This window comes from Pseudomonas sp. GW821-FHT01E10, assembly GCF_059422365.1.
On record NZ_JBWKWT010000003.1, the window covers coordinates 168,356 to 182,870 of the forward strand.

Sequence of the window (14,515 nt, forward strand, 5' to 3'; positions counted from 1 at the left end):
AAGACTCATGCTGGACGAGCTACTGCACCGGGTAAGCAATCACACACCGCGTACGCTGGAAACCGACCGACGTTTCCCCGAAGCCGCGGTATTGGTGCCCATCACGCGCAGTGACGAACCTGAACTGGTCCTGACCCTTCGCGCCAGCGGGCTCTCGACCCATGGCGGTGAAGTCGCTTTTCCCGGCGGTCGACGCGACCCTGAAGACCCTGATCTGATCTTTACCGCTCTGCGCGAGGCCGAAGAAGAAATCGGCCTGCCGCCGGGGCTGGTCGAAGTGATCGGCCCACTGAGCCCGCTGATCTCCCTGCACGGCATCAAGGTCACGCCCTATGTCGGCGTGATTCCGGATTTCGTCGAATACCTGGCCAACGATGCCGAGATCGCCGCAGTGTTCAGCGTGCCTCTGGAATTCTTCCGCAAGGACCCGCGCGAGCACACCCACCGCATCGACTATCAGGGCCACAGTTGGTATGTGCCGAGCTATCGTTATGGCGAGTACAAGATCTGGGGGTTGACGGCGATCATGATCGTCGAGTTGATCAACCTGCTCTATGACGCGAAAATCAGCCTGCATCAACCGCCCAAGAGTTTTATCAACACCTGAAGCCATCGCTCGTATGGCGTGAATCCTGCTTTTCGCTAGTGAGCCAGCCTGGTCGTGAGGACAACAAGATGAAATACCGCCTGGGCGACGCCCGCGTCGAGACCCACCCGCAGAGCTGGGTCGCACCCAATGCCGTGCTGGTGGGCAAGGTCAAACTGGAAGAGGGCGCCAACGTCTGGTTCAACGCCGTGTTGCGTGGCGACAACGAATTGATCCTGATCGGCAAGAACAGCAACGTGCAGGACGGCACCGTGATGCACACCGACATGGGCTATCCGCTGACCATCGGTACCGGCGTGACCATCGGTCACAATGCCATGCTCCACGGCTGCACGGTGGGCGATTACAGTCTGATCGGCATCAACGCAGTGATCCTCAACGGCGCGAAAATCGGCAAGAACTGCATCATCGGCGCCAACTCGCTGATCGGTGAAGGCAAGGAAATTCCGGACGGCTCGCTGGTAATGGGCTCGCCGGGCAAGGTGGTACGCGAACTGACCGAGCCGCAGAAGAAGATGCTCGAAGCCAGCGCCGCGCACTATGTGCACAACTCGCAGCGTTATGCCCGCGATCTGGTCGAGCAGGAACAATGAGCACACCTGAACGTGAGCGACCGGTCCCGTCGCCGTGCGTGAACATTTGTGCGCTGGATGAGGATGACATTTGCACCGGGTGTCAACGCACGGTGGAAGAGATCACCCGCTGGAGCCGGATGGACAACGAGGAGCGGCGCAAGGTGCTGGGGTTGTGTCATGAGCGGGCGAAGTCGAGTGGGCTGATCTGGATGTTGCCTTCCAAATCCGATTCCTGATTTTTTGTGGTAGCGCGGCTTTTGTGGCGAGGGGGCTTGCCCCCGTTGCGTTGCGAAGCGGCGCTAAACCTGCGACTTCATTCTTTCAGGCGTACGGCGTTTGCTGATTTCACGACTGCTGCGCAGCCGAACGGGGGCAAGCCCCCTCGCCACAGGTTATCTGTGCGCTGAAGATGAAGTACCCTGTGCACAAAATTGACAGGTATCTCCCGTCCATGCTCTTCCTGATCGCCTACATCAGCAGCGTCGTGCTGATCAATTACGCCTTTTCCACCGCCCCGCACCTGGACATCATCTGGTCGGCCTGGGGTGGCCTGGTGTTCGTGCTGCGCGACATGGTGCAAACCCGCTTCGGCCATGGCGCGATCGCGGCGATGCTGGTGGCGCTGGGGCTGTCTTACGTTACCTCCGATCCCTCAATTGCTCTCGCCAGTGCCACGGCGTTCGCCGTGTCCGAGTGCATCGACTGGCTGGTGTTCAGCCTCACCAAGCGCCCGTTGCACGATCGCCTGTGGATAAGTTCGGCCCTGAGCATCCCGCTGGACACCTTCATCTTCTTCGGCATGATCGATGCGCTCACACCGGGCGTGATCTTCACTGCGCTGGGTTCGAAGTTCGCGGGCGTCACCGTGGTCTGGTTGGCCATGGCATGGCGCCTGCGTAAACAGGCTGTCGTCAGCTGAAGCCAAACCCTCAGGTTCATGTAAAATGCCGCGCTTTCTCCCCATGGGAAGCGCGCTTCCCTCGATGATCCGCTCCTTTGAGGACCTGAGATGACCCGTATCGGAACTCCATTGTCGCCAACCGCCACCCGCGTATTGATGTGTGGCTGTGGTGAGTTGGGCAAGGAAGTGGTGATCGAGCTGCAACGCCTGGGCGTTGAAGTGATTGCCGTGGATCGCTACGCCAATGCGCCGGCCATGCAAGTCGCCCATCGCAGCCATGTGATCAATATGCTCGACGGTGCCGCCCTGCGTGCGGTGATCGAAGCCGAGAAACCGCACTTCATCGTGCCGGAAATCGAAGCCATCGCCACCGCGACCCTGGTGGAGCTGGAGTCCGAAGGCTTCACCGTGATCCCGACTGCCCGCGCCGCACAGTTGACCATGAACCGCGAAGGCATCCGTCGCCTGGCCGCTGAAGAGCTGGACCTGCCGACATCGCCGTACCACTTCGCCGACACCTTCGAGGACTACCGTAAGGCAGTCGAAGACCTGGGCTTCCCGTGCGTGGTCAAACCGGTCATGAGTTCCTCGGGCAAGGGCCAGAGCCTGCTGCGCAGCGTCGATGACGTGCAGAAAGCCTGGGATTACGCTCAAGAAGGCGGCCGCGCCGGTAAAGGTCGCGTGATCATCGAAGGCTTCATCGACTTCGACTACGAAATCACTCTGCTGACTGTGCGTCACGTCGGCGGCACTACGTTCTGTGCGCCTGTCGGTCACCGTCAGGAGAAGGGCGACTACCAGGAATCCTGGCAGCCACAAGCCATGAGCCCGGTTGCTTTGGCCGAATCCGAGCGCGTCGCCAAAGCGGTCACCGAAGCCTTGGGCGGTCGTGGCCTGTTTGGCGTCGAGTTGTTCATCAAGGGTGATCAGGTGTGGTTCAGCGAAGTCTCGCCGCGCCCGCATGACACCGGTCTGGTGACCCTGATTTCCCAGGACCTGTCGCAGTTCGCACTGCACGCACGGGCGATCCTGGGCCTGCCGATTCCACTGATCCGTCAGTTCGGCCCATCGGCGTCGGCGGTGATTCTGGTGGAAGGGCAGTCGACTCAGACCGCTTTCGCCAACCTGGGTGCAGCGTTGAGCGAGCCGGATACTGCGTTGCGTCTGTTCGGCAAGCCTGAAGTCAATGGCCAGCGGCGGATGGGGGTTGCGTTGGCTCGCGACGAGTCTATCGAAGCTGCTCGTGCAAAAGCGACCCGTGCTGCTCAGGCTGTTGTAGTCGAGCTGTAAACCGAGGCGCGGCATTCGCGGGCAAGCCTCGCTCCTACAGGGATCACGTCAAGACGCAAGTGCGTTCGACAAATGACCCGTAGGAGCGAGGCTTGCCCGCGAAGCTTTTGGCTTCAGGCAACCCGATTCAAATCGTTATTGCGTGTCTCCTTCAGGCACAGCACTGCGATCAAGCTCAGTACTGCCGCCCCCGACACATACCCGCCGACATAACTCAAGCCACCCATCGCCACCAGTTTCTGCGCAAAGAACGGTGCCGCCGAGGCACCGACAATACCGCCCAGGTTGTAAGCCGCCGATGCGCCGGTATGGCGCACGTGGGTCGGAAACAGCTCCGGCAGCAGCGCGCCCATCGGCGCAAACGTCACGCCCATCAGAAACAGTTCTATGCACAGGAACAACGCCACGCCCCAGGTCGAGCCATGGGTCAGCAGCGGTTCCATCAAGAATCCGGACAGAATCGCCAGCACGCCGCCGATGATCAGCACCGGCTTACGCCCGAAACGGTCGCTGGCCCAGGCCGACAGCGGTGTTGCGGCCGCCATGAACAGCACCGCGAAACACAGCAGGGCGAGAAAGGTTTCCCGGGTGTAGCCAAGCGTCGACACACCGTAACTCAGCGAAAACACTGTCGAGATGTAAAACAGTGCATAGCACACCACCATCGACCCGGCGCCCAGCAGCATCGGTGCCCAGTATTGGCTGAACAGCTCGACCAGCGGAATCTTCACCCGCTCCTGGCGAGCCACGGCGTTGGCGAACACCGGGGTTTCGTGGAGCTTGAGGCGTACGTACAAGCCGACCATCACCAGCGCGGCACTGAGCAGGAACGGAATCCGCCAGCCCCACGAACGGAATTGCTCGTCGTTCAGGCTCATGGCCAGGGTCAGGAACAGGCCGTTGGCCGCCAGAAATCCGATCGATGGGCCGAGTTGCGGAAACATGCCGAACCAGGCGCGCTTGCCTTTGGGTGCGTTCTCCGTGGCCAGCAATGCGGCGCCGCCCCATTCGCCGCCCAGTCCCAGGCCTTGGCCGAAGCGCAGCACGCAAAGCAGGATCGGCGCCCAGGCGCCAATACTGTCGTAACCCGGCAGTACGCCGATCAGCGTGGTGCACACGCCCATCAGCAGCAAGGACGCAACCAGTGTCGATTTGCGTCCGATGCGGTCACCAAAATGGCCGAACAACGCCGAACCCAGCGGCCGCGCAAGGAAAGCGATGCCGAAGGTGAGGAATGCCGACAGCATCTGCGCGGTGCCGGAGGTTTGTGGAAAGAACACCGGGCCGATCACCAATGCTGCGGCGGTGGCATAGACGTAGAAGTCGTAGAACTCGATGGCCGTGCCGATGAAACTCGCGGTAGCCACGCGGGTGGCGGAGTTCGTCGGTTGGGCAGGCGCGGTGTCGCTGAACGTTGTGCTGGTCGTCATGTCGTTATCCCTGACAGTCATGTGCCCCAGTGGAGCGAATTATTATGGTCGAATACCCAGGGATGTGGGTTGAGGATCGGTCGCTGTTCAAGGTAGGAACAGTCGCCGCAGTGGTACGGATGGTGTCGAAGATCTGGCCGGAACCTGCTGCATGCGGGGTAAGCATGTGGTTCGGTGGGAGGCTTGGGTAAGCCGGCTCGATTATAGGAAGGTGGCTAACTATCGAACAAGAGGGGCGGTTGTTTTAACCCGTTAACGGATAAACGCAGGCGCTGAGCTGGTATGCCAGATCAGCACGCGCGTGACGCGATTTTCTTCAGTCTCCAGAATCTCCAGTCGGTATCGTCCGATCTTCAGGCACACCGCACTGTCCGGAATCGTCTCCAACGCCTCGGTCACCAAGCCGTTTAGGGTTTTCGGACCATCGCTGGGCAAATGCCAGCCGAGGCTCTTGTTCAGCTCGCGGATGGACGCTGCGCCATCAATCACCAGTCGGCCATCGGCCTGCGGGTGAATGTGCGGGTTATCCAGGCTGTGCTGGCTTTCGAACTCTCCGACGATTTCTTCGAGAATATCTTCCAGGGTCACGATACCCAGTACTTCCCCGTACTCGTCGACCACCATGCCCAAGCGCCGCTGCTGCTTGTGGAAATTCAGCAATTGCAGTTGCAACGGTGTGCTTTCCGGCACGAAGTACGGTTCGTGACTGGCCGCCAGCAGCGCTTCCACAGTCAGGCTTGAATCCGGCAACAAATGACGGATCTGCCGGGTGTTGAGCACCGCTTCGACCTGGTTGATGTCGCTGTGGAATACCGGCAGGCGGGTGCGCCTGTTGTGGCGCAGTTGCTCGATGATTTCTTCGAGGGGGTCGTCCAGGTTGATCCCGTCGACGTCGCTGCGTGGCACCAGAATATCGTTGACCGTGATGTTATCCAGTGCGTGGATGCCTGACAGTGGGCGATAAGCCGCATGTTCGTGATCGTCGTGCCGATCTGCCGGTGTCTCGTCTTCGCTTTGCTGCACCACGTTGATTTTGCGGGCGAATGGCCGCATCAGCAGTTGGCTGATGCCATTGAGTAGCCATGCGGCGGGATAGACGATTTTCAGCGGTATGCCGAGCAGTGTGTTGCCCAAGGCCAGGACGGCATCCGGATAGCGTGCGGCGAGGGCGCGTGGCAGGTAGTCGGCGAACACCAGCAACATTGCGCCGGCACCGAGGCAGGCAATCCAGGGGCCGTTTTGCGCCCAGGTGAAAATCGCCAGCAAGGTGCTGATGACCACCACCAGCGCGCGGCATAAGGTGTTGCAGAGGATCAGGCTGTTGAGCGGGAAGCTCAGCTTGGCCACGGGTTTGTCGCTGGAGCGCGAGGCCGTGCGCTGGGCCAGTAATTGCTGTTGCGCAACTTCGATGGCGGTAAACAGCCCCGACCATAAAATCAGCAGGGCCAGCACCGCGAGCATCGGTCCTATGGGCAAGTCGTCCATTAATGCCGCCCGTCAGATGTGCAGAATGTATTCGCGGACCAGCTTGCTGCCGAAATACGCCAGCATCAGCAGGCAGAAACCGGCAAGGGTCCAGCGGATGGCTTTGTGTCCGCGCCAGCCGAGACGGTTGCGCCCCCAGAGCAGCACGCTGAACACGATCCAGGCCAGGCACGCCAGCAGGGTTTTATGCACCAGGTGCTGGGCGAACAGGTTCTCGACGAACAGCCAGCCGGAAATCAGCGACAACGACAGCAGGCTCCAGCCGGCCCAGAGGAAACCGAACAGCAGGCTTTCCATGGTTTGCAGCGGCGGGAAGTTCTTGATCAGCCCGGACGGATGCTTGTGCTTGAGCTGATGGTCCTGAACCAGCAGCAGCAAGGCCTGGAACACCGCGATGGTGAACATGCCATAAGCGAGGATCGACAAGAGAATGTGGGCGAGAATGCCTGGCTCTTCGTCGATGACCTGCACCGTGCCGGCGGGGGCGAACTGTGCCAGCAACACTGTTGCGGCGCCCAGCGGGAACAGCAATACAAGCAGGTTTTCCACTGGAATCCGTGAGCAGGCCAGCAGGGTCAGGGCGATGACCGCTGCGGCAATCAGGCTGGCGGCGCTGAAAAAGTCCAGGGCCAGGCCGACCGGAGTCAGCAGATAGCTGATCAGGCTGGCGCTGTGGGCCAGCACGGCCAGTACGCCGAGCGTGACCAGCAGGCGTTTGTTCGCCTTGGCACCGGTGGCCAGGCGAGTGCCTTGATAGAAGGTCGCAGCGGCATATAAGCAGGCGGCGGCGAGGGTGGTAAGCAAGCTGGGTGACAAGGGGAGCATAAATCCTGTTAGGCAGGCCCGAAAGGCGTTGAGTTTGGCATAGAACCCATACGGCACGAAAGACCATACAAGCTGACGGCGAGGTGTCCGCCAGACGCAGTCTTCGCTATAATCCGCGACCTGCCCACGCCGCAGGCTCGCCGAGCACATGTTGATTCCGGTCTGGGCCGCCATTATCCCGGTCTACACAGGGCCTGAAAGGATCGCGCAATGTTTGAAAACTTAACCGACCGTCTCTCACAGACGCTGCGCCATGTCACCGGCAAGGCCAAGCTGACCGAAGACAACATCAAAGACACCCTGCGTGAAGTGCGCATGGCGTTGCTCGAAGCCGACGTCGCCTTGCCGGTGGTCAAAGACTTCGTCAATTCGGTCAAGGAACGCGCTGTCGGCACCGAGGTGTCGCGCAGCCTGACGCCGGGCCAGGCCTTCGTGAAGATCGTCCAGGCCGAACTCGAAAGCTTGATGGGCGCAGCCAACGAAGATTTGAACCTGAGCGCCGTTCCACCGGCCGTGGTTCTGATGGCCGGTTTGCAGGGTGCGGGTAAAACCACCACCGCCGGCAAACTGGCGCGCTTCCTTAAGGAGCGCAAGAAGAAGTCGGTCATGGTCGTGTCCGCGGACGTTTACCGTCCTGCGGCGATCAAGCAGCTGGAAACCCTGGCCAACGATATCGGCGTGACGTTCTTCCCGTCCGACCTGAGCCAGAAGCCGGTTGACATTGCGCAAGCGGCTATTAAAGAAGCCAAGCTGAAATTCATCGACGTGGTCATCGTCGACACCGCTGGTCGTTTGCACATCGACGAAGAGATGATGGGCGAGATCAAGGCGCTGCACGCCGCGATCAATCCGGTCGAAACCCTGTTCGTGGTCGATGCCATGACCGGCCAGGACGCCGCCAACACGGCCAAGGCCTTCGGTGATGCATTGCCGCTGACCGGTGTGATCCTGACCAAGGTCGACGGTGATGCCCGTGGCGGTGCCGCACTGTCGGTACGTGCCATTACCGGCAAGCCGATCAAGTTCATCGGTATGGGCGAGAAGAGCGAAGCGCTCGAGCCGTTCCACCCTGAGCGTATCGCATCGCGCATCCTCGGCATGGGCGACGTGCTCAGCCTGATCGAACAGGCCGAAGCGACCCTCGACAAGGACAAGGCCGACAAGCTGGCCAAGAAGCTGAAGAAGGGCAAGGGCTTCGACCTCGAAGACTTCCGCGATCAGCTGCAACAGATGAAGAACATGGGCGGTCTCGGCGGCCTCATGGACAAACTGCCGAATATCGGTGGTGTGAACCTGGCGCAGATGGGCAATGCCCAGGGTGCGGCAGAGAAGCAATTCAAGCAGATGGAAGCCATCATCAATTCCATGACCCCGGCCGAGCGCCGCGACCCTGAGCTGATCAGTGGTTCGCGCAAGCGCCGGATCGCCATGGGTTCCGGCACCCAGGTGCAGGACATCGGTCGCTTGATCAAGCAGCACAAGCAGATGCAGAAGATGATGAAGAAATTCTCCGCGAAAGGCGGAATGGCCAAAATGATGCGCGGCATGGGCGGTATGTTGCCCGGCGGCGGCATGCCCAAGATGTAAAGAATTCGCGCAGGAGCTTGCTCCTGCGCCGACCCACACGGACGTGGGATCTCCAGCAAACCCGCACTTGGCGGGAGCTGACTGGCCATCTTCAACGATGGCTCTATAGCAAATCTGGATGGCACGCCGATAGGCGCCGGAAAAAGACATTTGCAAAAGTCCGGATATTCCTTAGAATATGCGGCCTTTCGGGCACCTATGCCCGCTGTGCATTTAGATTTGCAGCACCGACTACAGGAACGATGTTCACATGCTAACAATCCGTCTTGCCCTTGGCGGCTCCAAAAAGCGCCCGTTTTACCACTTGACCGTAACCGACAGCCGCAACCCGCGTGACGGTTCGCACAAGGAACAGGTTGGTTTCTTCAACCCTGTTGCTCGTGGTCAAGAAGTTCGTCTGTCCGTGAACCAAGAGCGCGTAGCCTACTGGCTGAGCGTTGGTGCACAGCCTTCTGAGCGCGTTGCTCAGTTGTTGAAGGAATCTGCTAAGGCTGCGGCCTGAGCAATATGAACGCGACGCCAGCTGTTGCTGATGATTTGATCGTTATCGGCAAGATTTATTCTGTTCACGGCGTTCGCGGCGAAGTGAAGGTGTATTCCTTTACTGATCCGATTAAAAACCTGTTGGACTACAAAACCTGGACGCTCAGGCGCGAAGGCAGCGTAAAACAGGTCGAGCTGGTCAGCGGACGCGGGAACGACAAGTTCCTGGTCGCAAAGCTCAAGGGTCTTGATGATCGTGAAGAAGCTCGTCTTCTGGCTGGTTATGAGATCTGCGTGCCGCGCAACCTGTTCCCTGAATTGACCGATGGCGAGTACTACTGGTACCAGCTGGAAGGTCTGAAGGTCATCGATACTCACGGGCAATTGTTCGGGAAAATCGATCATCTTCTGGAAACCGGCGCCAATGATGTAATGGTGGTCAAGCCTTGCGCTGGCAGCCTGGATGATCGCGAACGCCTGTTGCCGTATACCGAGCAATGCGTGTTGGCCGTCGATCTGGCAGCGGGCGAGATGAAGGTGGAATGGGATGCGGACTTCTAAACGTGGCTAACCTGCGCGTAGAAGTGATCAGTTTGTTTCCCGAGATGTTCTCCGCCATCAGCGAGTACGGCATCACCAGTCGGGCGGTGAAACAGGGGCTGTTGCAGCTTACCTGTTGGAATCCGCGAGACTACACGACGGATCGACATCACACTGTGGATGATCGCCCATTTGGCGGTGGTCCGGGCATGGTGATGAAGATCAAGCCCCTGGAAGATGCTCTGGTTCAGGCCAAGGCAGCAGCCGGGGAGGCGGCGAAGGTAATTTACCTGTCCCCCCAAGGCCGTCAACTGACACAGTCGGCGGTACGCGAGTTGGCGAATCTGGATGCATTGATCCTGATTGCCGGCCGCTATGAAGGCATTGACGAGCGTTTTATTGATGCTCATGTCGATGAAGAGTGGTCGATTGGCGACTATGTCCTGTCTGGCGGCGAGCTGCCGGCGATGGTCCTGATCGATGCGGTTACACGACTGCTGCCTGGAGCTTTAGGGCATGCGGACTCCGCTGAGGAAGATTCCTTTACGGATGGTTTGCTGGATTGCCCGCACTACACCCGACCGGAGGTGTATGCGGATCAGCGTGTTCCCGACGTATTGCTAAGTGGCAATCACGCGCACATCCGGCGTTGGCGTTTACAGCAGTCCCTTGGTCGGACCTATGAACGACGCGCCGATCTTCTGGAAAGCCGCTCGCTTTCTGGAGAAGAGAAGAAGCTGCTCGAGGAATACATCCGCGAGCGGGACGATAGTTAACAACGTATCGATGGTAGATCCGACGATTTACCTTAGGAGCACAGCATGACTAACAAAATCATCCTTGCACTCGAAGCAGAGCAGATGACTAAAGAGATCCCTACCTTTGCCCCGGGCGACACCATTGTCGTTCAGGTGAAAGTGAAGGAAGGCGATCGTTCGCGTCTGCAAGCGTTCGAAGGCGTAGTTATCGCCAAGCGTAACCGCGGCGTAAACAGTGCTTTCACCGTTCGTAAAATCTCCAACGGTGTTGGTGTAGAGCGTACTTTCCAGACCTACAGCCCGCAAATCGACAGCATGGCTGTCAAGCGTCGCGGTGATGTACGTAAGGCCAAGCTGTACTACCTGCGTGACCTGTCCGGTAAAGCAGCTCGCATCAAGGAAAAACTGGCTTAAGTCCAGCTTCCGATGCCGAAAGGCCGGCCTGCTCAGGTTGGCTTTTCAAGAAAATGCCTCGTATCGAAAGATGCGGGGCATTTTTCGTTATGGCTGCATATATAAAAAACTGCGGCGCTCTTTCTGTAGCTGCTGCCGAAGGCTGCGTCTGGCTGTAGCAGCTGTCGAGCTCCAGCGAGGCTGCGTCCGGCTGCGAAGCAGTCGTGAATCCGGCTAATGCGGTCTGTCTGGCGTGCCGTAATCTCTGATTATGCGACTGCTGCGTCCGAGCGCAGGCTTCGCCAGCTGCTACGGATTGCGTTACGGCTTAACTTGGTCGTATTAGTCGCACAAAAGAAAACGCCCCGAACCAGTCGGGGCGTTTGCTTTAAGTGTTGCGGCTTTTTGGGCTTGGGCGCTTAGCGCTTCAGCGAAGCTGGCAGGTGTGGCTGGATCGCTGTCAGTACTGCCTTGAAGCACTTGGTGTTGCCGGCGACGACGTGACCTTTCTCCAGGAAGTCGTGACCGCCGGTGAAGTCGCTCACCAAGCCACCGGCTTCCTGGATTAACAGGGCGCCTGCAGCCATATCCCACTCGGACAGGCCTGACTCCCAGAAGGCGTCGAAACGGCCGGCAGCCACGTAGGCCAGGTCGAGGCTTGCCGAGCCGGCGCGGCGGATGCCGGCGGTCTGGCCAACCAGGGCGCGGAACATGCCCAGGTAGTTGTCGAGGTTGTCCATCTGGTCGTCACGGAACGGGAAGCCGGTACCCAGCAGGGCGCCGTCCAGGCTGGTACGGCCGCTAACGCGCAGGCGACGACCGTTCAGTTGAGCGCCGCGACCACGGCTGGCGGTGAATTCTTCCTGGCGAACCGGGTCCAGAACAACAGCGTGTTCCAGGCGGCCGCGGTATTTGCAGGCGATGCTGACAGCGAAGTGAGGAATGCCGCGCAGGAAGTTGGTGGTGCCGTCCAGTGGGTCGATGATCCACAGGTATTCTTCGCCTTCGATGCCGGTGCCGGCGTGCAGGCCGGTTTCTTCACCCATGATCGAGTGATTCGGGTAGGCCTTGCGCAGTGCGTCGATGATTTTCTGTTCGGCGGCGCGATCCACCTCGGATACATAATCCTTGGCGTCTTTTTCGTCGACCTTGATGGTATCCAGGCGCTCGATGGAGCGGAAGATCAATTCACTGGCGCTGCGGGCGGCGCGCAGCGCGATATTCAGCATGGGCTGCATGGATGTGTCACCTAAGGTTGTTAAAGAAAGCCGGGCATTCTATCAGAAAGTTTCTACAGGAGAAGGTCGACGTTCGCTTTCATGGCTTAACGGTAGGAGGAGCTGTAAGATTCGGCTCCCCCATTCAATGTTCGAGAGCGCCTCCCTTGCTGCAAAACATTCGTGTCGTCCTGGTCAATACCAGTCATCCCGGAAATATCGGCGGTGCTGCGCGTGCCATGAAGAACATGGGCCTGTCGCGACTGGTGCTGGTCGAGCCGCGGTTGTTCCCGCACCACGAGGCCGATGCGCGTGCGTCCGGCGCCGGGGACATCCTTGAAAACGCGCAAGTCGTCGCCACCTTGGAAGATGCCTTGGTCGGCTGCAATCTGGTGCTGGGTACCAGTGCTCGTGATCGTCGCATTCCCTGGCCGTTGCTCGATCCCCGTGAGTGCGGTGCAAGGGTGGTCGAGGAGGCGGGGCAGGGTGCCGAGATCGCATTGGTGTTCGGTCGTGAAGATTCCGGCCTGACCAACGAAGAGCTGCAGCGATGTCATTATCACGTGCACATTCCATCAGACCCCGAGTTCAGTTCGCTGAACCTCGGGGCGGCGGTGCAGGTGTTGAGCTATGAAGTGCGCATGTCCTGGCTGGCGGCCCAAGGTCAGCCGAGCAAGGTCGAGAAGGAGGAAGTGGCGTCCACCAAGAGTGGTGAGCTGGCGACCATGGATGAGCTGGAGCGATTCTATGAGCACCTGGAGCAAACCCTGGTGGCCATCGAATTCCTCGATCCGGAAAAGCCACGGCACTTGATGGCGCGCCTGCGCCGGTTGTACGGACGCAGCTCGGTCAGCCGAGCGGAAATGAATATATTGCGTGGCATCCTCACGGAAACCCAGAAGGCGGCCCGTGGCGAGCTTCTAAAGCGGAAGGATTAATGATGTTCGAGCGTTTGCGTGAAGATATCCAAAGTGTTTTTCATCGTGACCCGGCGGCGCGTAATGCTTTTGAGGTCCTGACCTGCTATCCGGGCATGCATGCCATCTGGATCCATCGCCTGTCATCGCTCCTGTGGCGCACAGAGCTGAAATGGCTGGCGCGGCTGGTGTCGAACTTCGGTCGCTGGTTGACCGGGATCGAGATTCATCCGGGGGCCAAGGTCGGTCGTCGCTTCTTTATCGACCATGGCATGGGCATCGTTATTGGTGAGACTGCCGAGATCGGCAACGATGTCACCCTTTATCAGGGCGTGACCCTTGGTGGCACCAGCTGGAACAAGGGCAAGCGTCACCCGACCCTGGAAGACGGCGTGGTGGTTGGCGCGGGCGCCAAGGTGCTCGGCCCATTCACTGTCGGTGCCGGGGCCAAGGTGGGTTCCAATGCCGTGGTCACCAAGGCAGTTCCGCCGGGTGCGACGGTGGTGGGGATTCCGGGGCGGATTATCGTCAAGTCCGACGATGAGCAGGATGCCAAGCGCAAGGCCATGGCCGAGAAGATCGGCTTCGATGCCTACGGTGTCGGCGAAGACATGCCGGACCCGGTGGCCCGGGCGATTGGTCAGTTGCTCGATCACTTGCAGGCGGTCGATGGGCGTCTGGAGGGTATGTGTGGAGCGCTGAAGGATCTGGGCAGTAATTACTGTGCCAAGGATCTGCCTGAACTGCGTGAAGAAGACTTTGCCTGTGTGAAGGGCAAGGACGAAAGCAGGGCCAGCTGATTCACGGCAGGGTCGCATTCAGGCATTTGCACCGCGCTGGTTGGTGTGCCATTGCACCGCAGACCCTGCTATGATGCGCGCGCTCTTTTGCGGGTAAACCTGAGTAATACGCTAGGTCTTATAGTTGACTTAAATACTCGGGAATTGCATACTCGCCCCATTCCGAACTCCGTGGTAATTGTCCATGCGACTGACTACAAAAGGCCGATACGCCGTGACCGCCATGCTTGACCTGGCGTTACACGCGCAGCACGGGCCGGTGTCCCTGGCCGATATCTCCGAGCGCCAAGGCATCTCCCTGTCCTACCTCGAGCAGCTTTTCGCCAAATTGCGCCGTAGCAATCTGGTGTCCAGTGTTCGCGGTCCGGGCGGTGGCTACCAATTGTCCCGCGACATGCAGGGCATCCAGGTCGCCCAGGTAATCGATGCGGTCAACGAATCGGTCGATGCAACCAAGTGCCAGGGCCAGGGCGATTGCCATTCCGGCGACACCTGTCTGACTCACCATTTGTGGTGCGATCTTAGCCTGCAGATTCACGAATTTCTGAGCGGTATCAGCTTGGCTGACCTTGTAACTCGCCGTGAGGTGCAAGAAGTAGCCCAGCGTCAGGACCAGCGTCGTTGCAACAGCAAGGCGCCACGCCTGGACAAGATTGAAGCGTCCGCCGTCGAATGACAGCCAAAGAGCTAGCGGCACGCCAGCCAGC

General features: G+C 59.4%; 17 protein-coding genes. 13 read left to right on the plus strand and 4 right to left on the minus strand.

From position 1 onward, the window contains the following. Positions 1-7 precede the first annotated feature (7 nt). From AC07V0_RS07245 to purT, 5 genes are all read left to right on the plus strand, one after another. A complete protein-coding gene (locus AC07V0_RS07245) occupies positions 8-607 on the plus strand; it encodes a CoA pyrophosphatase (protein ID WP_018927081.1) in 600 nt (199 codons plus the stop codon). Positions 608-675: 68 nt separating this feature from the next. Beyond that, a complete protein-coding gene (locus AC07V0_RS07250) occupies positions 676-1,200 on the plus strand; it encodes a gamma carbonic anhydrase family protein (protein ID WP_007936184.1) in 525 nt (174 codons plus the stop codon). Continuing rightward, positions 1,197-1,418: a DUF1289 domain-containing protein gene (locus AC07V0_RS07255; protein WP_018927080.1), complete on the plus strand. Its 222-nt coding sequence runs from the start codon at positions 1,197-1,199 to the stop codon at positions 1,416-1,418. Before AC07V0_RS07250 ends, AC07V0_RS07255 begins: the two co-directional genes overlap by 4 nt. 215 nt (positions 1,419-1,633) lie before the next feature. Next, positions 1,634-2,101, plus strand: a complete 468-nt coding sequence (locus AC07V0_RS07260) for a VUT family protein (protein ID WP_018927079.1) — start codon at positions 1,634-1,636, stop codon at positions 2,099-2,101. Positions 2,102-2,191: 90 nt separating this feature from the next. Continuing rightward, positions 2,192-3,373, plus strand: coding sequence for a formate-dependent phosphoribosylglycinamide formyltransferase (gene purT, locus AC07V0_RS07265; protein ID WP_018927078.1), 1,182 nt, complete (start codon positions 2,192-2,194; stop codon positions 3,371-3,373). A gap of 113 nt (positions 3,374-3,486) precedes the next feature. Here the strand turns inward: purT and AC07V0_RS07270 are convergent, their stop codons facing one another. From AC07V0_RS07270 to AC07V0_RS07280, 3 genes are all read right to left on the minus strand, one after another. Further along, a complete protein-coding gene (locus tag AC07V0_RS07270) occupies positions 3,487-4,803 on the minus strand; it encodes an MFS transporter (RefSeq protein ID WP_086944743.1) in 1,317 nt (438 codons plus the stop codon). Between the two features lie 252 nt (positions 4,804-5,055). Further along, positions 5,056-6,288, minus strand: a complete 1,233-nt coding sequence (locus AC07V0_RS07275) for a transporter associated domain-containing protein (protein ID WP_064620151.1) — start codon at positions 6,286-6,288, stop codon at positions 5,056-5,058. 12 nt (positions 6,289-6,300) lie between these two features. Further along, entirely contained in the window at positions 6,301-7,113 is an 813-nt protein-coding gene (locus tag AC07V0_RS07280; RefSeq protein WP_018927074.1) for a cytochrome C assembly family protein, read from the minus strand. A 210-nt stretch (positions 7,114-7,323) separates the two neighbouring features. On the opposite strand from AC07V0_RS07280, the gene ffh reads away from it, so the two are divergent. From ffh to rplS, 5 genes are all read left to right on the plus strand, one after another. Further along, entirely contained in the window at positions 7,324-8,700 is a 1,377-nt protein-coding gene (gene ffh / locus AC07V0_RS07285; protein ID WP_007941401.1) for a signal recognition particle protein, read from the plus strand. 250 nt (positions 8,701-8,950) lie between these two features. Further along, positions 8,951-9,202 (plus strand): 30S ribosomal protein S16, encoded by a 252-nt coding sequence (gene rpsP / locus AC07V0_RS07290; RefSeq protein WP_003198088.1) that lies wholly within the window; start codon positions 8,951-8,953, stop codon positions 9,200-9,202. A gap of 5 nt (positions 9,203-9,207) precedes the next feature. After that, the gene (gene rimM / locus AC07V0_RS07295) at positions 9,208-9,744 is read left to right on the plus strand and encodes a ribosome maturation factor RimM (protein ID WP_086944744.1); all 537 of its coding nucleotides are present in this window, start codon (positions 9,208-9,210) and stop codon (positions 9,742-9,744) included. Continuing rightward, a complete protein-coding gene (gene trmD / locus AC07V0_RS07300; protein ID WP_172901170.1) occupies positions 9,726-10,499 on the plus strand; it encodes a tRNA (guanosine(37)-N1)-methyltransferase TrmD in 774 nt (257 codons plus the stop codon). Before rimM ends, trmD begins: the two co-directional genes overlap by 19 nt. 45 nt (positions 10,500-10,544) lie before the next feature. Continuing rightward, a complete protein-coding gene (rplS, locus tag AC07V0_RS07305) occupies positions 10,545-10,895 on the plus strand; it encodes a 50S ribosomal protein L19 (RefSeq protein ID WP_003175895.1) in 351 nt (116 codons plus the stop codon). Positions 10,896-11,293: 398 nt separating this feature from the next. Here rplS and suhB read toward each other — a convergent pair whose 3' ends face one another. After that, the gene (gene suhB, locus AC07V0_RS07310; protein ID WP_007941397.1) at positions 11,294-12,112 is read right to left on the minus strand and encodes a type III secretion system regulator SuhB; all 819 of its coding nucleotides are present in this window, start codon (positions 12,110-12,112) and stop codon (positions 11,294-11,296) included. Between the two features lie 146 nt (positions 12,113-12,258). On the opposite strand from suhB, the gene trmJ reads away from it, so the two are divergent. The 3 genes from trmJ to iscR all read left to right on the plus strand — a co-directional run bounded on the left by trmJ (position 12,259) and on the right by iscR (position 14,484). After that, positions 12,259-13,029, plus strand: coding sequence for a tRNA (cytosine(32)/uridine(32)-2'-O)-methyltransferase TrmJ (gene trmJ, locus AC07V0_RS07315; RefSeq protein ID WP_018927071.1), 771 nt, complete (start codon positions 12,259-12,261; stop codon positions 13,027-13,029). Positions 13,030-13,031: 2 nt separating this feature from the next. Beyond that, a complete protein-coding gene (gene cysE / locus AC07V0_RS07320) occupies positions 13,032-13,808 on the plus strand; it encodes a serine O-acetyltransferase (RefSeq protein WP_026286494.1) in 777 nt (258 codons plus the stop codon). Between the two features lie 184 nt (positions 13,809-13,992). Next, a complete protein-coding gene (gene iscR, locus AC07V0_RS07325) occupies positions 13,993-14,484 on the plus strand; it encodes a Fe-S cluster assembly transcriptional regulator IscR (RefSeq protein WP_003227911.1) in 492 nt (163 codons plus the stop codon). Positions 14,485-14,515 lie beyond the last annotated feature (31 nt).